General features: G+C 71.6%; 20 protein-coding genes and 2 pseudogenes. 12 read left to right on the top strand and 10 right to left on the bottom strand.

From position 1 onward, the window contains the following. The first annotated feature begins 55 nt into the window (after positions 1-55). The gene (locus AVL59_RS33050; protein WP_067312033.1) at positions 56-679 is read left to right on the top strand and encodes a DUF4291 domain-containing protein; all 624 of its coding nucleotides are present in this window, start codon (positions 56-58) and stop codon (positions 677-679) included. Positions 680-723: 44 nt separating this feature from the next. On the opposite strand, the gene AVL59_RS49735 is transcribed toward AVL59_RS33050, so the two are convergent. After that, a complete protein-coding gene (locus AVL59_RS49735; RefSeq protein WP_079147479.1) occupies positions 724-903 on the bottom strand; it encodes a hypothetical protein in 180 nt (59 codons plus the stop codon). Positions 904-1,265: 362 nt separating this feature from the next. After that, the gene (locus tag AVL59_RS33045; protein ID WP_067312030.1) at positions 1,266-2,141 is read right to left on the bottom strand and encodes an undecaprenyl-diphosphate phosphatase; all 876 of its coding nucleotides are present in this window, start codon (positions 2,139-2,141) and stop codon (positions 1,266-1,268) included. 224 nt (positions 2,142-2,365) lie between these two features. Between AVL59_RS33045 and AVL59_RS33040 the strand changes: the two genes are divergently transcribed. From AVL59_RS33040 to AVL59_RS55225, 3 genes and pseudogenes are all read left to right on the top strand, one after another. Then, positions 2,366-3,481 carry a Gfo/Idh/MocA family protein gene (locus AVL59_RS33040; RefSeq protein WP_079147478.1) on the top strand — a complete coding sequence of 372 codons (1,116 nt, stop codon included), beginning with the start codon at positions 2,366-2,368 and terminating at the stop codon, positions 3,479-3,481. Further along, complete coding sequence (locus AVL59_RS33035) at positions 3,478-4,407, top strand: DUF6807 domain-containing protein (protein WP_067312023.1); 930 nt, start codon at positions 3,478-3,480, stop codon at positions 4,405-4,407. The genes AVL59_RS33040 and AVL59_RS33035 overlap by 4 nt, the downstream gene beginning before the upstream one ends. After that, positions 4,404-4,698, top strand: a pseudogene (locus AVL59_RS55225) (cupin); the annotation flags it as partial. The gene AVL59_RS33035 and the pseudogene AVL59_RS55225, both read left to right, overlap by 4 nt. A gap of 406 nt (positions 4,699-5,104) precedes the next feature. Here AVL59_RS55225 and AVL59_RS33025 read toward each other — a convergent pair. From AVL59_RS33025 to AVL59_RS33015, 3 genes are all read right to left on the bottom strand, one after another. After that, a complete protein-coding gene (locus tag AVL59_RS33025) occupies positions 5,105-6,199 on the bottom strand; it encodes a winged helix DNA-binding domain-containing protein (RefSeq protein WP_067318047.1) in 1,095 nt (364 codons plus the stop codon). Between the two features lie 4 nt (positions 6,200-6,203). Continuing rightward, positions 6,204-7,235 carry an aldo/keto reductase gene (locus AVL59_RS33020; protein WP_067312017.1) on the bottom strand — a complete coding sequence of 344 codons (1,032 nt, stop codon included), beginning with the start codon at positions 7,233-7,235 and terminating at the stop codon, positions 6,204-6,206. A 102-nt stretch (positions 7,236-7,337) separates the two neighbouring features. After that, on the bottom strand, positions 7,338-7,760 hold the full coding sequence (locus AVL59_RS33015; RefSeq protein WP_067312014.1) for a VOC family protein: 423 nt from the start codon (positions 7,758-7,760) through the stop codon (positions 7,338-7,340). Positions 7,761-7,896: 136 nt separating this feature from the next. On the opposite strand from AVL59_RS33015, the gene AVL59_RS33010 reads away from it, so the two are divergent. Then, positions 7,897-8,892 carry a helix-turn-helix transcriptional regulator gene (locus AVL59_RS33010; protein ID WP_067312011.1) on the top strand — a complete coding sequence of 332 codons (996 nt, stop codon included), beginning with the start codon at positions 7,897-7,899 and terminating at the stop codon, positions 8,890-8,892. 147 nt (positions 8,893-9,039) lie between these two features. On the opposite strand, the pseudogene AVL59_RS53745 reads toward AVL59_RS33010, so the two are convergent. Continuing rightward, positions 9,040-9,348: pseudogene (locus AVL59_RS53745) on the bottom strand (Tn3 family transposase); the annotation flags it as partial. 136 nt (positions 9,349-9,484) lie between these two features. On the opposite strand from AVL59_RS53745, the gene AVL59_RS53740 reads away from it, so the two are divergent. Continuing rightward, complete coding sequence (locus tag AVL59_RS53740) at positions 9,485-9,664, top strand: hypothetical protein (protein ID WP_067312007.1); 180 nt, start codon at positions 9,485-9,487, stop codon at positions 9,662-9,664. Positions 9,665-10,048: 384 nt separating this feature from the next. On the opposite strand, the gene AVL59_RS32995 is transcribed toward AVL59_RS53740, so the two are convergent. Then, positions 10,049-10,519, bottom strand: a complete 471-nt coding sequence (locus AVL59_RS32995) for a winged helix-turn-helix transcriptional regulator (RefSeq protein ID WP_067312004.1) — start codon at positions 10,517-10,519, stop codon at positions 10,049-10,051. Between the two features lie 118 nt (positions 10,520-10,637). Between AVL59_RS32995 and AVL59_RS32990 the strand changes: the two genes are divergently transcribed. Then, positions 10,638-11,807 carry a thiolase family protein gene (locus tag AVL59_RS32990; RefSeq protein ID WP_067312003.1) on the top strand — a complete coding sequence of 390 codons (1,170 nt, stop codon included), beginning with the start codon at positions 10,638-10,640 and terminating at the stop codon, positions 11,805-11,807. A gap of 48 nt (positions 11,808-11,855) precedes the next feature. Here AVL59_RS32990 and AVL59_RS32985 read toward each other — a convergent pair whose 3' ends face one another. Next, the gene (locus tag AVL59_RS32985; protein ID WP_067312000.1) at positions 11,856-12,635 is read right to left on the bottom strand and encodes a TVP38/TMEM64 family protein; all 780 of its coding nucleotides are present in this window, start codon (positions 12,633-12,635) and stop codon (positions 11,856-11,858) included. A gap of 49 nt (positions 12,636-12,684) precedes the next feature. Between AVL59_RS32985 and AVL59_RS32980 the strand changes: the two genes are divergently transcribed. The 3 genes from AVL59_RS32980 (at position 12,685) to AVL59_RS32970 (ending at position 15,820) form a co-directional block, all read left to right on the top strand. Continuing rightward, positions 12,685-13,407: a DNA alkylation repair protein gene (locus tag AVL59_RS32980; protein ID WP_067311997.1), complete on the top strand. Its 723-nt coding sequence runs from the start codon at positions 12,685-12,687 to the stop codon at positions 13,405-13,407. A gap of 281 nt (positions 13,408-13,688) precedes the next feature. Continuing rightward, entirely contained in the window at positions 13,689-14,861 is a 1,173-nt protein-coding gene (tuf, locus tag AVL59_RS32975; RefSeq protein ID WP_067311995.1) for an elongation factor Tu, read from the top strand. A gap of 113 nt (positions 14,862-14,974) precedes the next feature. Continuing rightward, positions 14,975-15,820: a spermidine synthase gene (locus tag AVL59_RS32970; protein ID WP_067311993.1), complete on the top strand. Its 846-nt coding sequence runs from the start codon at positions 14,975-14,977 to the stop codon at positions 15,818-15,820. Here the strand turns inward: AVL59_RS32970 and AVL59_RS32965 are convergent. Continuing rightward, positions 15,782-17,074, bottom strand: a complete 1,293-nt coding sequence (locus AVL59_RS32965) for an MFS transporter (protein WP_067311991.1) — start codon at positions 17,072-17,074, stop codon at positions 15,782-15,784. The two genes, AVL59_RS32970 and AVL59_RS32965, sit on opposite strands and share 39 nt — an antisense overlap. 189 nt (positions 17,075-17,263) lie before the next feature. On the opposite strand from AVL59_RS32965, the gene AVL59_RS32960 reads away from it, so the two are divergent. Continuing rightward, on the top strand, positions 17,264-17,605 hold the full coding sequence (locus AVL59_RS32960; protein WP_067311989.1) for a hypothetical protein: 342 nt from the start codon (positions 17,264-17,266) through the stop codon (positions 17,603-17,605). Between the two features lie 55 nt (positions 17,606-17,660). On the opposite strand, the gene AVL59_RS32955 is transcribed toward AVL59_RS32960, so the two are convergent. Next, a complete protein-coding gene (locus tag AVL59_RS32955) occupies positions 17,661-18,665 on the bottom strand; it encodes a DUF8017 domain-containing protein (protein ID WP_067311986.1) in 1,005 nt (334 codons plus the stop codon). A gap of 116 nt (positions 18,666-18,781) precedes the next feature. Between AVL59_RS32955 and AVL59_RS32950 the strand changes: the two genes are divergently transcribed. After that, the gene (locus tag AVL59_RS32950; RefSeq protein WP_208870480.1) at positions 18,782-19,234 is read left to right on the top strand and encodes a DUF4442 domain-containing protein; all 453 of its coding nucleotides are present in this window, start codon (positions 18,782-18,784) and stop codon (positions 19,232-19,234) included. Positions 19,235-19,244 lie beyond the last annotated feature (10 nt).

Here is a 19,244-nt window from a genome sequence, read left to right as displayed (position 1 = left end):
AGGCGCGCCGGATATTCGCTGGTGCGCGACCCGGCCGGCAGCCGAACCTGTCCTTGTGAACGATCAATCAGTCGAACCGTCGGGCGCGGACGAGCCGAAGTTCCGCATCCGGGCCCGCCACACCGAGTCCACCGTCACCGTCTACCAGGCCTACCGGCCGGAGATCGGCGTCCCGGCGGCCCGCACCGGCCGCTTCCCCGCCTCCTGGAAGCGGGAGCGGATGACCTGGATCAAGCCGTCCTTCCTGTGGATGATGTACCGCTGCGGCTGGGGCACCAAGGAGGGCCAGGAGACGGTCCTCGCCGTCGAGATCGGCCGCGACGGCTTCGAATGGGCCCTGCGGCACGCCTGTCTGTCGCACTACGTGTCCGGTCTGCACGCGAACCAGGCCGCCTGGAAGCGGGAGTTGAGGCAGGCCCCGGCCCGTGTCCAGTGGGACCCCGAGCGGGATCTGCACCTCAACGCGCTGCCGCACCGCTCGCTGCAGCTCGGCCTCGCGGGCGAGGCGGCCGCCCGGTATGCCGACGAGTGGATCGTCGGCATCGAGGACGTGACGCCGTTGGCGACGGAGATCCACGCGTCGGTGCGGGCCGGCGACCTCGACCGGGCGGCCGGGCTGCTGCCCGAGGAGCGGCCGTACCCCGGGGCCGACGAGGTGCTCGCGCACCTGCGGGCGTAGGGGCGGGGGGCTCCTCGGGGTCTGCTCGGGTCCCGACCGCGGGCTCAGGCCGCCTCGATGATCTCCCCGCGGATGGCCGCGGCCCACTCGACCACCAGCAGCTCGTACTCCGCGCGCTCCTGGGCCGACAGGGTGCCGCCCGTACGCAGCCACAGCGCCCGGATCTGCTCGTTTACCTCGGCAGCAGACCGCACGGAACCAGGGGGCAGGGAATCGGGGGACATGCGGACCAGCCTAGGCGCAAGCACTGACAGTGCGCTACCGCATGGCTACGCAGAACGTATGGGGTTGGTCACCGCCGACGCCGGGCGCGTCCCCGGTCGGGCCAGACCAGAAGGCATATGCCCTGGAGGGCTGTCGGGTGCACAGGCCGCGGGCGGTGGTGAAGTGCCGTTCCTGATAAGGCTGTACGCCCCCCGGCAGGCCACCGAATCCGCAGGCCATGGCCGCTTCGCCCGGTTCCCTCGGTCATGTGGAGCGGACACCCCCAGGTTCACGCCGACCGCGCACGGGAGTTGTCCGAAACGGCTGCGCGGCCGGCAGCCGGGAACCCGGGCCGGCCGCTCGGCCACCGCCCGGCCCCCGGTCAGCCCGCCGGCTCCGCCGCGTGCGGGCTCAGGACGTCCGCCGAGACCAGCGCGATGATGACGACGCCGAGGGCGACGCGGTACCAGACGAACGGCATGAAGCTCTTGTTGGAGATCCACTTCATGAACCACGCGATCACCGCGTATCCCGACGCGAACGCGATCACGGTCGCGAACAGGGTCGGCCCCCAGGCCACATCACCGTTGCCCGCCGAGTCCTTCACCTCGAACACGCCGGATGCCAGGACCGCCGGGACGGCGAGCAGGAAGGAGTAACGGGCCGCCGCCTCGCGCCTGTAGCCCATGAACAGGCCGCCGCTGATGGTGGCGCCGGAGCGGGAGACGCCGGGGACGAGGGCGCAGGCCTGGCACAGGCCGTAGATCAGGCCGTCCTTCACGCCGAGGTCCTGGAGCGTCTTGCGCTGCTTGGGCGCGCGGTGCCTGCCGCCGGTCTCGTCACGCGCCGCCAGCCGGTCCGCGATGCCGATCACCAGGCCGACGACGATGAGCATCGTGGCGGTGATCCGCAGATCGCGGAACGGCCCCTCGATCTGGTCCTTGAGTGTCACGCCGAGCACGCCGATCGGGACCGAGCCGACGATCACCAGCCAGCCCGTCCGGGCGTCGTGGTCCCGCCGCATCGCCTTGTCGGACAGGGACCGGAACCAGGCCGAGACGATCCGTCCGATGTCCTTGCGGAAGTAGATCAGGACCGCCGTCTCCGTGCCGATCTGGGTGATCGCGGTGAAGGCCGCCCCGGGGTCCTCCCAGCCCGAGAAGGCGGCCGTCAGCCGCAGATGGGCGCTGGAGGAGACGGGGAGGAACTCGGTCAGCCCCTGGACCAGTCCGAGGACGAGCGATTCAAACCAAGACATGGAGGTACGGCGTCCAAGTGCTGATGGGATACGTAGTGATCATGTGACGAGTGCAGCGTATCGGGCTGCGGCGACCGGCCGGGCACAGGGGCCGGACGCCCGCCCCGGCACGGGGTGTTGACCCGCCCCTGCGCAGCGCTTACGTTGCAGCGCAGGGGGAAAGCGCTTGCCGCGTCCGCCGCGCCGCGCCCGTCGCCGTCCCCGGAGGAGTGCTGAACCCGCCCGTGCCCCGCTCCACGTCCCCCTTCGCCGGCCGGCGCATCCGGGCCGCCGTCATCGGTACCGGTGCCATCGGGCGCGGACCCCGTCTGCCCGCACTCGCGCGCCTCGCCGAGGAGGGCGAGACGGAGATCGTCGCGGCCGTGGACATCGGCGCGGACGCCGTCGGGACGTTCTGCGACCGGGCCGGCATCCGGCAAGCCTGCACCGACCTGGTCACCGTCTGTACCCCGCCGACGCTGCACCGCGCGCAGACGGTGGCCGCGCTGCGCGCCGGGGCCTGGGTGTGGCGTGAGAAGCCGCCGGGGCCCTCGCTCGCCGACTTCGACGCGATCGAGGCGGAGGAGGGCGCGGACGGCGGGCCGTACGCGGCGATCGTCTTCCAGCACCGCCTCGGCTCCGGATCCCGGCATGTGCGGCGGCTGTTCGCCGGGCGGGCGATGGGACGATCGCTGGTCGCCCACTGCCGGACCACCTGGTACCGGGACAGCGCCCACTACGCCGTGCCCCGGCGGGGCCGCCGGCACACCGAGGGCGGCGGCCCCGCGATGGGGCACGCCATCCATCGGACGGATCTGCTCCTGGACCTGCTCGGCCCGTGGAGCGAGGTGCGGGTGATGGCGGGCCGGCTGGTGCACGACGTGGAGACCGAGGGCGTCTCCACCGCGCTGGTCCGCTTCGCGAACGGCACGTCGGCGACCGTCGTCAACAGCGTGCTCAGCCCCGGCGAGGTCAGCCGCATCCGGATCGACTGCGAGCGCGCCACCGTCGAACTCACCCACCTCTACGGCCACGCCGACGACCACTGGCGCATCACCCCGGCTCCGGACGTGCCCGCCGGGCAAGCGGCCCTGTGGCGCGACTTCGGCCCCGACGTGCCGAGTTCCCGCCTCGCTCAGCCGCGGGAGCTGATCGCGTACATGCGCGCGGGGGAGCGGCCGCGCAGCAGCGGGGCGGACGGACGCGCCGGCCTGGAGCTGATCACCGCGCTGTTCAAGTCGGCGTTCACGGGCGCGACCGTCCGGGCGGGCGAGATCGGGCCGGGCGATCCGTACTGCACGGCCCTGCACGGCGACGCGCCCGGCTGGGCGCCCCACGCGGCCCAGGAGGTACCGGCATGAGCGGTGGTCTGCGCCTGGTACACGCCCACGGCGAGCGGATCACGGTGACCGAAGCGGCCACCGGGGTCGAGCTGTTCGCCTACGTCTACCGCCCGGAGGCGGCCTGGGAGGCGCCCAAGCCGTATCTGCACCCGGTCCGGACCCTCGCCGGAGACGTCGTCACCGACTACCGGCCCGACGACCACCGCTGGCACAAGGGCCTGTCGCTGACGGCTTCGCATCTCTCCGGGGCGAACCTGTGGGGCGGCAACACATACGTCCGCGGAAAGGGATATCTCGAACTCCCGGAGCGCGTCGGCTCGATGGCGCACAGCGGCTTCGACGAGGTCGGCACCGACGGAGAGCGTGCGGTCATCGCCGAGCGGCTGACCTGGCACCCGCACGGCGGCGAGCTGTGGGCCCGGGAGGCCCGCCGCATCGAGGCGCACGACGTCGACCCGGCCTCCGGCTCCTGGGCGCTGACCTGGACGTCCGCGGTGACCAACCGCCGCGACGAGCCCCTTCGCTTCGGCAGTCCGACCACCGCAGGACGGGAGATGGCCGGCTACACGGGCCTGTTCTGGCGCGGCCCGCGCGCGTTCCGCGGCGGCCGGATCATCGGCCCCGACGGGGAGGGGCGGCGGCTGATGGGCACCCAGGGCCCCTGGCTCGCTCTCACCGGCGAGCACGACGGCGCCGACGGCCATGCGACCGTCGTCGTCGCGCACGCCCCGGAGAACGACCACGCGGGCGCCGGGGGCACCCACCCCGCCCACTGGTTCGTCCGCAACGACCCCTTCGCGGGCATCGCCCCGTCCTGGGCCTTCCACGACGAACTGGAGCTGGCCCCCGGCGACACCCTCACCCGCCGCTACCGCGTCGTCGTGGCCGACGGCGCCTGGGAGCGGGAGGAGATCGCCGGGTACCTGCGGACACACCCGTGGTGAGCGCGTACGGCGGGCTGCCCGGCGGGGGCGCCGTCTCGCACCTCTGTGTCCACGACCGGCCGGGCGCCGACGGCTCGCGCGGCGGAACCCCCCATCTGCACCTGGCCTGCTCGGAGGGGTACGTGGTCACGGGCGGATCCGGCGCCGTCCAGACCCTGACGGCGTCCGGGTACCGTCCACCGGCTGGTCAACGAGGACCACCTGCGCATCACCGTCCTGATGCGGAACGGCGGCCTTCCGGAGGCCGGCGACGCGGTGCTCACGCTGCCCCCGGAGCATCTGGCCGACCCCGGGTGTGAGTAGTTGAGGTACAGGAGATCCATGTGAGATTGATCTTGCTGGGGTTCCCCTACTCCTCACGGGGCTTGGGCGTGCTGAGGTGGGGGCCGGTGATGTGGGCGCGGACCGGGCGGCGGGGGCCGATGGCCTGGGCGTCATCCGGCACGGCGTCTTCTGCACACCGGCGTTCTGGAGACGGCCGGACAGCGTCATCAGCTCGGCGGCGTTGCATGTCGTACGCGAGCTTGAGGGCCTTCTCCAGCTCGGGCCGGGTCACCGGTTTCGAGAGGGGTTCTGCTAATGGCGACCTGCGGATTCGTGAGTGATTCCGGGGTGTTCGCAGAGCTCTCGCAACTGGTCGATTGTGAGAATCAGGCAGTGTCCAGCCGTGGCGCCCCTGCGGGCAGGGTGAGGCGGTTCAGGTGGATTCGGCGATATGGATCGTGTCGATGCCCTGGTCCATGAAGGTGGCCAGCTTCTGTCCCTCCGCCTCCAGTTCTCGCTCTTCGGTACGGGTGAGGCTGCGCAGGGGGCTGATGGTGAGGCGGCGGTCGCCGGTGGTCCAGGTGGCGGCGACGCGGCCGTCGATGAGGACGGCGCGTTGCCCGGCGACGGAGAGGCCGAGGTGTGGGTCGTCGATGATGCGGCTGCGGTCTTGGTAGCCGAGGATCGCGTTGTCGAAGGCGGGCAGGAAGCGGGTGGGCGCGGGGGTGTCGGGGTGTGGGCGGGGTGCGTCGGGTACGTCGAGGAGTAGGCGGCCGCGTTCGTCGCGGAAGGTGATGAGGTCGCCGCGGAGCACTTTGACCGCGGTGGGCAGCCCGGCTAGGCCGCTCCAGGCGCGGATGTCCGCGGTGGTGGCGGGGCCGTAGGCGGCCAGATAGCGCAGGACGAGTCGCTGTCCGATCGGATCGTCCGGGTCCGCGGGCAGCGGGGGGATGGGCTGGTGCAGCCAGGTGGACAGGGGGAGGTTGCGGACGCCTGCGGTCCTCTTCCACAGTCCTCTGGGGGGTAGTTGGGCCATGGGGATGAGCGCGGCGACGAGGAGTTCGCCCAGCACCCGGCGGGGCGGCGTGGGCCAGCGGTCGCGGAGAGCGCCGACGAGTTCGCCCATGGCGCGTGGCTGGTCGTCGGCCATCACGGCCCGGCCCGCTGTGCTCAGTTCGTCCAGGTCGATGCCGGCGAGTTCGCTGCGGTAGGTGGACAGGACGCGTTGGCGCAGCATGGCGTCATGGCGGGCGCGCCAGGCGAGCGCGTCGGTGGCAGCGACGAGGTGGACGGTGCGGCGCATGAGGTGGGTGCGCACGACCTGGCGGCCGGTGACCAGGTCGTCCAGGTCGGCGGGGGTGAACGCCCTGACGCGCGACCACAGGCCGGTGAACGGTTCCTGCGGGGCCTGGGCCTGCAGTCCGGCCAGGTGGGACATGGCATCGAGGGCGGTGCAGCCCTCGCGCTCAAGGAGGTACTGGCGGGCGAGGGTGGCCCGGTTGAGGTCGCGCTGGGTCAGGACGTTCACGGTCTCAGGCTGCGGCACGCTCGGAGCTGGGGCGACGCCGCAGGCCGGTGACGGTGAGGGAGGGGGGCTGGTAGCAGACGTCGAGCGGGCCGATGTCGGTGCCCGGCGGGACGATTTCGTCGATCCGGTCCAGGACGGCGTCGTCGAGCACGGTTGCGGCGCCTGCCAGCAGGTCGTCGAGCTGATCGGGGGTGCGGGGGCCGATGATGGCCGAGGTGACGTCCGGGTGGGCGGTGGCGAAGGCCATGGCCAGGTGGGTGAGCGGCAGGCCGGCCTGTTCGGCGAGGGGGATCAGCTGCTCGACGGCGTCGAGCTTGCGGGGGTCGGTCAGGTGTCCGGGGACCCAGTGCATGCGGGCGTTGCTGCTCGGGGCGTCGTTCTTGCGGTAGCGGCCGGTCAGCAGGCCCATGGCCAGCGGGCTCCACACGAGCACGCCCATGCCGAAGCGGCGGGCGACGGGGAGGATCTCGCGCTCGATCGCCCGGTTGAGGATGGAGTAGGTGGGCTGCTCGGTGCGCAGCCGGTGCAGGCTGCGGCGTTCGCTGACCCAGTGGGCCTCCACGATTTCGCTCGCGGGGAGGTTGGAGGAGCCGATCGCGCGGACCTTGCCGGATCGGACCAGATCGGTGAGGGCGGACAGCGTCTCTTCGATGTCGGTGTGAGGGTCGGGGTGGTGGATCTGGTAGAGGTCGATGTAGTCGGTGTTCAGGCGGCGCAGTGAGCCCTCGACCGCTTTCATGATCCAGCGGCGTGAGCTGCCGCTGTGATGGGAGCCCTCGCCCATGGGGCCGTTGAACTTGGTCGCCAGGACCACGTCCTCGCGGCGGCTCTTGAGGGCGCGGCCGAGGATCTGCTCGGTCTCGCTGTATCCGTAGACGTCGGCCGTGTCGATGAAGTTGATTCCGCCGTCCAGGGCCCGGTGCACGATGCGGGTGCATGCGTCATGATCCGGGTTGCCGTTCGGGCCGAACATCATGGTGCCCAGGCAGTAGGCGCTGACTTCGATGCCGGTCCGGCCGAGCTGACGCATGCGCATGACAGGGTCCACTTCCCGTGTGTGCCGACTGCCGTCGGCGTGCTGATGGCGAAGATGAGCGGGGGCGGGCAGCCGTTGCGGGGTGCCCGCCCCCGGGGTGGGTCAGCCGTTGTAGGGGGCTGTGACGTCCAGGACCCAGGTCACGCCGAAGCGGTCGGTCAGCATGCCGTACAGCGGGGCCCACGCCGCGGGCTCCAGCGGGCGCAGCACGTTCGAGCCGTCGGCCAGCCGCTGCCACAGGGTGCTGATCTCGTCGGCGTCCTCGCCGCGCACGGACACGAAGAACGGGTTGGTGCCCTGCTCATACGGCATCGCCGAGGGCACGTCGTAGGCCATGACGTGGAAGCCGTTGTCGGCGACGACCTGGCCCCACATCACCCAGTCCGCCTCGCTCTCGTTCTGAACGTTGCCGGCGTCCTTGTAGGTCACCGCGACGGTGTGCCCGCCGAAGACGGACTGGTAGAAGTCCAGCGCCTCACGGGCCGAGCCGCGGAAATTCAGATGCGTGGTGGTGGTGACGGACATGGTCTGCTCCTACCTGGAAATGCGCCCGATGAGGCACATGCGGATGACGGGCGAAATGCCCTGACCTGGAATCTGTGATTGAGCATGGCACCCGTACAGGACAGGTTGTGTCCTGTACTTGCCGCATCATGGAGGCATGCAGAAAACGTCCTCGCGGCTCCTGGCCCTGCTCTCCCTGCTCCAGGCACGACCGGAGTGGAGCGGAGACGACCTGGCCGAGCGGCTGGAGGTCACCGTGCGCACCGTGCGCCGTGACATCGACCGCCTTCGCGCGCTGGGCTACCCGGTCGCCACGAACAAGGGCCCGGGCGGCGGATACCGTCTGCGTCCCGGATCGCACATGCCACCGCTGCTCTTCGACGACGAGCAGGTCATCGCTCTGGCCGTCGCGCTGCAGAGCACCGCCCACCCCGCGATCGCGGAGGACGCCGACCGGGCGCTCGCGACGATCCGGAACGTCCTCCCTCCGCGCCTGCGGCGGCGCATCGACGCACTCCACGTCACCACCGTCCGCCCACCCGATCCCGGCGCCCCACCGGCCCAGGCCCTGGACCTGCTCACCACCGTGAGCACCGCGATCCAGCGCCGCGAAGAACTGCGCCTGGACTACACCCCACACCAGGAGGCCGCACCGCAGCGACGCCGGGTGGAGCCCCATCACCTCGTGGCCTGGCGCACCCACTGGTACCTGCTGGCCTGGGACCTCGACCGCGACGACTGGCGCACCTTCCGCACCGACCGCATGACCCCACGCACGCCGACCGGTCCGCGCTTCACCGTACGTCAGGTGCCGGGCGGGGACGTCTCCACGTTCGTCACCAGCCGGTTCCGGGGCTCCGACGGCACTGATGCCGCCTGGCCCTGCCAAGGCGAGGCCATCCTGGATCTCCCCGCCTCAGAAGTCGTGCCCCACACCGCCGACGCCATCGTGGAACCGCTCGGTCCCACGCGATGCCGCGTCATCACGGGATCCTGGTCCTGGACCGCCCTTGCTGCCAGCCTTGGCCGTTTCGACGCGAACCTGCACGTCATCGGCCCGCCAGCCCTCCACGAAGCCTGCGCCACACTCGCCCGCCGCTACGCCGCCGCCGCGACCACCGAGCCTGGCCGGCTGGACGCACCCAACGGGTGACGGGCCGGGACGTCACACGTTCGAGAGCATCCCGATGCGTTTTCCGACCTCAGCTCGGCGACAGCTTTTCATCGGGTTGTCGCTGGCCAGGGTATAGGGGTCAGTCTCCTTCTTCGTCGTCTCGGCAGCGTCGGGGTCTCGGAACGGACGCAGGGCCTGGCCGAGGTCGCCGGCCTTGATGTTGAACAGGTAGCGGCCCAGGAAGTTACGGGATTCCTGCACGGTCAGCTGCCGGTTCATCAGCCGCCGGTAGGTGTCGTCCATCGGGTCGGCCAGGGCAAGCAGGTGCATGGTCTTGTCGATACGCCCGTACTCGGCGAACGCCGCCCCCAGCGGAGTGGGGTGGCCCTCGCGGCCGAACATCCGCAGCAGGTCGTACGCCCTGACCTGGTTGGTAATGAGCGCCCCGGCCAGCCGAAGCATGTCCGGCCAGTGCATGGCGATCCGCTTCAGGTTCCAGGTTCGGCAGGGTGTCCAGGGTGTAGAGGCTGTCGCACGACCATCGCGCCGCGACCAGGGAGACGAGCAGGCCCTCCATGCGGGTGCGCCGGTCTGAGACGTGCCCGAAGGAGTCCGGGAACCCGGTCCAGGAGTGCACCTCGAACAACAGGTCGGCAGGTCGATCCTCGGGAGCATCGCCTCCGTGGTGGCCATCAGCCAGGTCAGGGACTCCGGCTCGCCCACCGCACCGAGCTTCTCCACGGACAGACGGGCACGGCCGCCGCCCTCGGGGACGATGATCTCCACCTTCGCGTCGTCGCCGGCCTCCTAGCAGGTCGGCCATCTGCCGCCACGCCGTGTCCAGCCCACGGGTGAGCCGGGCCAGGTGCTCGGCCGCGTCCTCGGTCAGGGACAGGTCCGCCGGCACGTCCGCGCGCATCGCCTCCCACCGCGCGGCGTCCAGCGGGCTCGCGCGCGGGTCGGCCCACCGGTTGGACGGGGCGGCGAACACATCGCGCCGGTTCAGCGCGCTGTTCAGCTGCTCCAGCACTCGGGGACCATCTGGACGGTCTCGAACGCGGCGATGTCTCCCGCCTCGCTGACGCCGTGGTGCGGGCCGAACAGCCTTCGAGGCGCGGTGAGTTCGGGATGTGCGGACGGCTGGACGTGTACCCGTCGCAGGTGTGAGCGGCCGCAGGGGCGAGACGGGCGGGGCCTAGGCGGCCGTCGGGCCGGTGACCGTCCAGCCGGGGGCCTGCGGGTGGGCCGTCAGGTCCTCGTGGCGGACGGGCTCGCCGCAGGCCCGGCAGGTGACCTGCGGGACCAGTTCGTTGCCGCAGCCGTGCTCGATGACCATGGGGAGGTCCGCACCCTTGCGGAGGTGGCGGTCGCCCCACTCCTTGAGGGTCATCAGGACCGGTTCCAGCTCCAGCCCCGCCGGTGTGGGCCGGTACTCGAAGCGCTGCGGGCGCTCACTGTAGGCGTGCTTGGTGAGGATTCCGGCGTCGACGAGCCTGCGCAGCCGGGCGGCCAGGATGTCGCGCGGGGCGCCGATGTTGCGCACCAGCTGGTCGAAGCGGCCGTTGCCCAGGCACACCTCCCGCAGGACCAGCAGGGAGTACTTCTCGCCGACCAGCGCGAGGGCGTCGGCGATGGAGCAGGGGCGCGGGTCTTTCGTGGCGGCCATGCGGTTCAGTCTAGAGGAGGGTTTGATTTTCCAACTCACGGAGTTATGGTGAGTTTGGATTTCCTACTCACCAGTAGTCGACCGGTACCCGATCCGACCACCGCGGGAGGCCCGCACCATGCGAGACGCAGTCATCGTCGAAGCCGTACGCACCCCCATCGGCAAGGGCAAGCCCAACGGCGCCCTCGCCCATGTCCACCCCGTGCAGCTCCTCGCCCACACCCTGCGCACCCTGGTCGAGCGCTCCGGCGTCGACCCGGAGCTGATCGACGACGTCATCGGTGGCACCGTCGACCAGGTCGGCGAGCAGGCCATGAACACCACCCGCTACGCCGTCCTCGCGGCGGGCCTGCCCGAGACGGTCCCCGCGACCACGGTGGACCGCCAGTGCGGCTCCTCGCAGCAGGCCGTGCACTTCGCCGCGCAGGGCGTGATCTCGGGCGCCTACGACCTCGTCGTCGCCTGCGGCGTGGAGTCCATGAGCCGGGTGCCGATGTGGTCCAACGTGCCCGCCGGCAAGGACCCCTTCGGCCCGGGCGTCGCCGAGCGCTACCCGGAGGGCCTGGTCCCGCAGGGCGTCAGCGCCGAACTCATCGCCGCCAAGTGGTCCCTCACGCGCGCGCGGATGGACGAGTTCGCCGTCTCCTCGCACCACAAGGCCGCCGCCGCGTGGCAGGCGGGCCTCTTCGACGCCGAGGTCGCGCCGCTGGACGGCGTCGCCCGGGACGAGTGCGTCCGGCCCGGCAGCACCCCGGAGATCCTCGCCGGCCTCAAGCCCGCGTACTACGACCCCGGCTTCGCCGAGCGCTTCCCGCAGATCGAGTGGAACGTCACCGCGGGCAACGCCAGCCCCATCAACGACGGCGCCTCCGCCGTCCTGATCACCTCCAGCGAGACCGCGGCCCGCCTCGGCCTGCGCCCCCTGGCCCGCCTGCACAGCTTCGCCGTCACGGGCTCCGACCCGCTGCTGATGCTCACCGGCGTGATCCCGGCCACCGAGAAGGTGCTGCGCCGGGCGGACCTGACCCTCGACGACATCGACCTCTTCGAGATCAACGAGGCCTTCTCCAGCGTCGTCCTGGCCTGGCAGCAGGAGACCGGCGCCGACCTCGCCAAGGTCAACGTGCACGGCGGCGCCATCGCCCTCGGCCATCCGCTCGGCGCCAGCGGTACCCGCCTGACCACGACCCTGGTCCACGCGATGCGCGAGCGCGGCGCCCGCTACGCCCTGCAGACCATGTGCGAGGCGGGCGGACTCGCCAACGCGATGATCCTGGAAGGCGTCTGACCGATCACCGGCCGCTCAGCGGCCGGTCACCGGGCAGGCAACGGCCGGTCACCGGGCACGCAGGTGGTGGCGCTTGCGCCAGGCCACCACCACGCCTGCCAGCGCCGGTGCGGCGATGGCGGCCGTCGCGATCAGGAAGGCGGGCGAGGTCGGCGCCGAGGCGCGGGCGCCTGCGACCGCGTAGGCGGCCGTGTTCGGGATCGAGCCGAGCGCCGTGGCCAGCAGAAACGGCAGCCAGCCCATCCGGGAGACGGCGGCACAGTAGTTCGCCGCCCAGAACGGCACCCCCGGGAAGAGCCGGGCCGCCAGCATCGAACGGAACCCGTGCCGGCTGAGCTGCCCGTCGGCCGCCTTCAGCCAGCGGCCCCGCAGCAGCGGGCGCAGCGCGTCCTGCCCGAGCATCCGGCCGAGACCGAAGGCCACCCCGGCCCCGAGCACCGTGCCCGCCAGTGCCGTCCCCAGGCCGAGCTGGGAGCCGAACAGGGCCCCCGCCGCCAGGTTCAGCAGCGGCCGCGGCACGAACGCCACCGTGCACAGCCCGTACGCCACCGCGAACACCACGGCCGCCGCGGCCCCGCCGAGCTGCGGCGGCCGGCCGTGTGTCAGCAGCCGCTGCGGCTCGAACAGCACCACGCACACCGCGGCGCCCGCGAGCAGCGCGAGCAGCAGGGACAGCCGCGCGTACGGCGACAGCACCGCACGCGTGCAACGGGCGGCGAACCCCGCGCGAGGCAGGGGAGAGACGGATACGGCCACGGGGACGGCGAGCTCCGTGGCGGCGACCCGGGGAGAGGCCGTGGCGGTGCCAGAGCGGTTGGCATCGAGCATCCGGCGACACTAGCCGACCCACGTGTGTGATCGCCGTATGGTTCGTCTCATGACCGTCACAGGTGCGGCCCCGCCCGAGGCACCGCACAGCGCTCTCGCCGACGCCGTCCTCACGCGGCTCACCGCCACGTACGCGGGCGCGGCCGATCCGGACAGGGCCGCGCAGATGCGGGCGTACATGAAGGACGTGGCACCCTTCCTCGGCATCCCCACCCCGGAGCGCCGCGCCCTGTCCCGCACCGTGCTGGCCGGCACGGCCCGCCCCGACGAGGCCGACTGCACCGCGATCGCCCTGCGCTGCTGGAGCCTGCCCGAGCGCGAGTACCACTACTTCGCGGTGGACTACCTGCGCCGGTACGCGGCCCGCTGCTCCTCCGCGTTCCTGCCCGTCGCCCGGTACCTCCTGACCACCGTCCCCTGGTGGGACACCGTCGACGCGCTCGCCGCGCACGTCGTCGGAACCCTGGTCGCGGCCGACCCGGCGCTCACCGTGGACATGGACGCCTGGATCACCGACGACGACCTCTGGGTGGCGCGCGCCGCCCTGTTGCACCAGCTCCGCCACAAGGAACGCACCGACACCGAGCGGCTGTTCGGCTACTGCCTGCTCCAGTCCGGGCATCCCGACTTCTTCATCCGCAAGGCCATCGGATGGTCCCTGCGCGAGTACGCCAAGACCGACCCGGAGGCCGTGCGCGGCTTCCTGGCGCGGGAGCGGGGCCGGTTCGCCCCGCTGACGGTCCGTGAGGCGCTGAAGAACATCGGCGCCTGAGCGTCCTCGCCGGGCGTCCTCGACTCGCGTACCGCGAAAAACCATTCGACGCCGGACAAACCGTCGGCGATGATCGTCGTCATGTTCCGGTACGCCTTCCTCCTCGCAGCATCCGCCGTCGCGGATGCGCCGAAGGCTGCCGTCCCGCTCCTCGTGGCCGCTGTCGACGGCGCCCGAAGCTGACCCTCTCCGGAACGTCCGGCGGACCCCGCAGGGGGAGGGTCGGCCAGTCCTCGGGGTCCCGCATCTTCCGCACGCCTGAGAGGCTTCGAGGTACAGCCATGTCCAAAACGGCATACGTGCGCACCAAGCCGCACCTGAACATCGGCACGATGGGCCACGTCGACCACGGCAAGACCACCCTGACCGCCGCCATCACCAAGGTCCTGGCCGAGCGCGGCACCGGCACGTTCGTCCCGTTCGACCGCATCGACCGGGCCCCCGAGGAGGCCGCCCGCGGCATCACCATCAACATCGCGCACGTCGAGTACGAGACCGACACCCGGCACTACGCCCACGTCGACATGCCGGGCCACGCCGACTACGTCAAGAACATGGTCACCGGAGCCGCGCAGCTCGACGGGGCGATCCTCGTCGTCTCCGCGCTCGACGGGATCATGCCGCAGACCGCCGAGCATGTGCTGCTCGCCCGGCAGGTGGGCGTCGACCACATCGTCGTCGCCCTCAACAAGGCCGACGCGGGCGACGAGGAACTGGCCGACCTGGTCGAGCTGGAGGTCCGCGAGCTGCTCACCGCGCAGGGGTATCCGGGGGACGCCGTACCCGTCGTACGCGTCTCCGGGCTGAAGGCCCTGGAGGGCGACCCGCGCTGGACGGCGTCGGTCGAGGCGCTGCTCGACGCGGTGGACACGTATGTGCCGATGCCGGAGCGGTATCTGGACGCGCCGTTCCTGTTGTCCGTCGAGAACGTCCTCACCATCACCGGCCGGGGGACGGTCGTCACCGGCGCCGTCGAGCGCGGGAAGCTCCGCGTGGGGGACCGGGTGTCGGTGCTCGGCGCCGACGTGGAGACCGTCGTCACGGGTCTCGAGACCTTCGGCAAGCCGATGCACGAGGCGGAGGCCGGGGACAACGTGGCGTTGCTGTTGCGGGGGGTGCCGCGGGACACCGTGCGGCGAGGGCACGTGGTGGCGGCGCCGGGCAGTGTGGTGCCCAGTCGCCGCTTCACGGCGCGGGTGTATGTGCTGTCGGGGCGCGAGGGGGGTCGTACGACGCCGGTGTCCACGGGGTATCGGCCGCAGTTCTACATCCGTACGGCGGATGTGGTCGGGGACATCGACCTCGGGGAGGTGGCGGTGGTCCGGCCCGGGGAGACGGTGGAGATGACGGTGGAGCTGGGGCGGGAGGTGCCGTTGGAGCCGGGGCTCGGGTTTGCCATCCGTGAGGGTGGGAGGACCGTGGGCGCCGGGACGGTTGTCTCCGTCGGTTCGTAGGGGGTGGGGAGCGTGGGGGACTGCGAGTCCGTCGTGGCTGGTCGCGCAGTTCCCCGCGCCCCTGAGGTACGTCCCTGTGCCGGTGTTTTCCAGCTAGCCGCGACAATGGTTTCGTGAGTGAAGCCATACCCGTCACCAGAGCCGTCGATCACGGCACCGCCAAGCTGATGCCCGACGTCGACCGGGAGCGTGCCTGGCTGCTCACCGTGGACGGGGCGCCGCAGTCGTACGTCGATCTGGACGATCCCGCGTATCTGGAGTTCGAGTACGCGCGGCGGCTCGGGTATGTCCTGGACGGCGTCGCCGGCGAGGGGGGCCCGCTGGATGTGCTGCACCTCGGCGGAGGGGCGCTGACGCTGCCGCGCTATGTGGCCGCCACCCGGCCCGGCTCCCGGCAGGACGTCGTCGAGGCCGACCACGCTCTGCTGGAGCTGGTCGTCGAGCATCTGCCGCTGCCCGAGGGCTCGGGTGTCGCGCTGCACGCCGCCGACGCCCGGGCCTGGCTGGAGGCCGCCCCGGACGACTCGGCCGACGTGCTGATCGCCGACGTGTTCGGCGGCTCACGCGTCCCGGCCCATCTCACCTCGCTCGCCTATGCCCGCGAGGCCGAGCGCGTGCTGCGTCCCGGCGGGGTCTATCTGGCCAACCTCGCCGACGCGGCGCCGTTCGGCTTCCTGCGCTCCCAACTGGCCAACTTCGCCGCCGTGTTCGAGGAGCTGGCGCTGATCGCCGAGCCCGGCGTGCTGCGCGGCCGGCGGTTCGGCAACGCGGTGCTCGTCGCCTCGCACCGCGGTGTCGACACGGCCGCCCTCGCCCGTCGTACCGCCGCCGACGCCTTCCCCGCCCGGGTCGAACACGGGCCCGCGCTGCGGGATTTCATCGGTGCCGCCCGGCCGGTGCGCGACGCCGACGCCGTGCCCTCACCCGAGCCCCCCGACGGGGCTTTCGGCATCGGCTGAGGGGAGCCGGGCGGTGGTCGTGGGCTCGCCGCGGCGGGGCAGGGTGCGGACGTCCGGGACCAGCAGGACCAGGGCGGTGACCAGCACGACCAGGCCCGCGCAGCCCCACAGGGCGGCCGTGCGGCCGAACGCGGTCTCGGTGGGGCCGGCCAGGGCCGTGGCCAGCGGCATGAGGGAGACCGAGCCGAACCAGTCGTAGGCCGAGACCCGGGAGAGTTTGTCCTCGGGGATCTCCTGGTGCAGCGCGGTCATCCAGGAGACGCCGAACACCTCCACCGTCGTACCGGCGACGAACATGACCGCATAGAGGACACCCACCGGCACCGGCACGGCCAGGGCGGCCGAGGGCAGGGCCAGCGGGAAGACGCACAGGGTGCCGGCGAGGAGCAGACGGCGGGGTTTCCAGCGGGTCATCAGCAGGGCGCCGGCCACCGTGCCCGCGCCGAACGCGCCCAGCGCCAGCCCCCAGGGGCCCGCCCCGCCCAGGCTGTCGCGGGCGACGAGCGGGCCGAAGACGGCGTCGGCCGCGCCGACCACCGCGTTGGCGATCGAGAACTGCACGACGATGCCCCACAACCAGGGCCGGCCGATGAACTCCCGCCAGCCCTCGTGGAGATCGGCCAGCATGCCTTCGCCCGGCTCGCGCGGCGGGATGTGACCGACGTCGAGGAAGGAGCGCAGGGCTCCGGCGACGGCGAAGGCCGCCGCGTCGATCGCGAGGACCCAGCCGGGGCCGACCGCCGCGACCAGTGCGCCGCCCAGCGCGGCGCCGCCGAGGGCCGCCCCCTGGGTGGCCATGCGGAAGAAGGCGAACGCCCGAGCCGCCTGTTCCCCCTCCACGGACGACAGCAGCATGCCCTCGGCGGCCGGGCCGAAGAACGCCTGCCCGGTGCCTCCCAGCGCGCTGAGCAGCATCATCTGCCACAGCCGGGGCTCGCCGGCCAGCACGAGCAGAGCGAAGGCCGCCTGGGAGAGGCAGTTGAGGGCGTTCGCGGCGACCATCACCCGGTGCCGGGGCCCCCGGTCCGCGATCGCGCCGCCGATGAGCAGGAACACCACCAGCGGCAGGGTGCGGGAGGCGGCCACCAGACCCACGTCCGCGCCGTCGCCGCCCGCGTCCAGGACGGCGAACGCGGCGGCGATGAGCGAACCGTTGGCGCCGAGGCCGGTGACGACGGCCCCCGTGGTCAGGAGGGAGTAGTTGCGGCCCGCCCATGAAGGCCTGGTCGGGTGGCGTGGAACGGCTGGATTCACCGGGTGACTATCGCTCGCGTGCGACCCGGCATCAAACGGGTTTCCGTAGGCGCGGCCGATCCGGCCAACTCGCCGTGCGTGGCGCTTTTTTGACTGTTCCGAGGGAGTCTTTTAAGCTGATTGCGTCATGTTCATGACTATTTGTGGTGAATGTGACGGAAATGTGTGACAAAAGAAGAAAGGATCTTCATGCGCAAGCATGTTGCAGCCCTCATCGGCACGGCCGCGCTCATCGGTGCGGCCGTGCCGGCCGTCGTCGCGACGCCCGCCTCGGCCTCCTCCTCGATCCGCTGCCAGCCCGTCGGTCGCCACTACGTCGTGACCAAGGACCAGGCCCCCATCCACAAGACGCCGAGCCCCCGTGGCACGGTGATCGGTCACGCGGGCAAGGGCCACCACGTCGTCTCCTACTACGAGTGCGACAACAGCAACGGCACCTGGGAGTGCATCTCCAACTGCCAGGTCTCCGACAACGGTGCGCCCACGCTGTACGGCCACTGGATCTACCGCGGCTACCTGCGGCAGGGCTGAGCCTCCACGGCGTTCCGGCCCGCCGCGACACGGCGGGCCGGAACGCCCCGCGGGCTCAGTCGGACTCCGGGGACCCGTGCAGCCGGATGGTGCTGAGGATCTTCAGGACGGTCGCCTTGGGGATCTCGTCCTTCACGCCCGTGGCCCCGTAGAAGTCGAACGACACATAGTCGTGGGCCGAGTTCTGGAAGCCGAACGTGAGCGCCTTGCCGTCGGTCACGCACTTGCCCTTGCGCGGGGTGTGGGTCGACTGGGCCCACGCGTAGCTGCCCTCGACGCCCGAAGCGGACTTGAAGGGAGTGGGCTTCTTGTCCCACGAGATGCTCTTCTTGTCCGGCATGGTGTAGCCGCCGTAGACCCACCAGGGCGGTGTGTTGATCGCGATCTGGTCCGAGTCCTTGGCGCCGCTCGCGCCCTTGGAGCCCACGACCGCCAGCGGGGTGGACTCGGTGCGGCCGTCCCTGTCGTCGTCGGACGTGCACCACTTGGACTTGTACTCGGCGAGGCCCGACATGGTGATGCCCTTGTCCTTCTCGCTCTTCGGGAAGTCGAAGTTGACGAAGCGGCCGGGCTCCTGGACCTCCCAGTCCGACGGCACGTCGAAGGCGACGCCCCACTTGGGGTTCACCACGACCTTCCAGCCGGCGATCGTCGGCTTCTCGGTCTGGTCGCCGCGCGGGTCGTCGCTCGAACCCGACGCGGACGCGCTCGGGTCGGACGACGACGACGTGGCCGGGCCGCTCGGCTTGTGGGCCTCGTCCTTCTTCTTGTCCTTGTCGCCCAGGACCAGGAACGCGGTCACGCCGGCGGCCACCACCACGGCCGCGGCCGCCACGATCGCCACGAGCTTCGTGCGGTTCCCGCCACCCCCGCCGCCCGGCGCGGGCTGCGGGGCGCCCGCGGGTGCCGGAGCCCCCCACTGCGGCTGCTGCGCATAGGGTCCGGGCTGCTGGTAGCCGGGCTGTTGGTACGGATTCGGCTGCTGGTACCCCGGCTGCTGGTACGGGTTGTTCTGCGGGTTCTGCTCGCCCCCGGGCGGCTGCTGCTGTCCTGGCCACATGGGCGCCCACCCTAGCGGCGTCAGGGACACGATTCGGTCACCACCCCTTGCCGAGGTTGTAGCGAAGTGGGGCTCCACTCTGGTCAGGCCCTGCTACTCGTGAGTAACATGACCGTATGAGCACAGACCAGATGTCGATCGGCGAGATGCTCGCCGCCACCGTGCCCATGGCGCGGACGCTGAACCTGGAGTTCGTGGAGACCTCCGCGGACAAGGCCGTGGTGTCCCTGCCGGACCAGGGCGCGTACCACAACCATGTGGGCGGCCCGCACGCCGGTGCGATGTTCACCCTCGGCGAATCGGCCAGCGGCGCCATCGTCCTCGCCGCCTTCGGCGACCAGCTCTCACGTGCCGTGCCGCTCGCCGTGCGGGCCGAGATCGGCTACAAGAAGCTGGCGATGGGCGCCGTCACCGCGACCGCGACCCTGGGCCGCCCGGCCGCCGACGTCGTGGCCGAGCTGGACGCGGGACAGCGTCCCGAGTTCCCGGTGTCGATCGAGATCCGGCGCGCGGACGGCGCGGTGACGGGCGAGATGCAGGTCGTGTGGACGCTGCGGCCCAACAACTAAGGACTGACGC

This window comes from Streptomyces griseochromogenes (assembly GCF_001542625.1).
Taxonomy (GTDB): domain Bacteria; phylum Actinomycetota; class Actinomycetes; order Streptomycetales; family Streptomycetaceae; genus Streptomyces; species Streptomyces griseochromogenes.
Note: the sequence above shows the minus strand (reverse complement) of the source record. Positions and strands in the feature narration are given on the sequence as shown.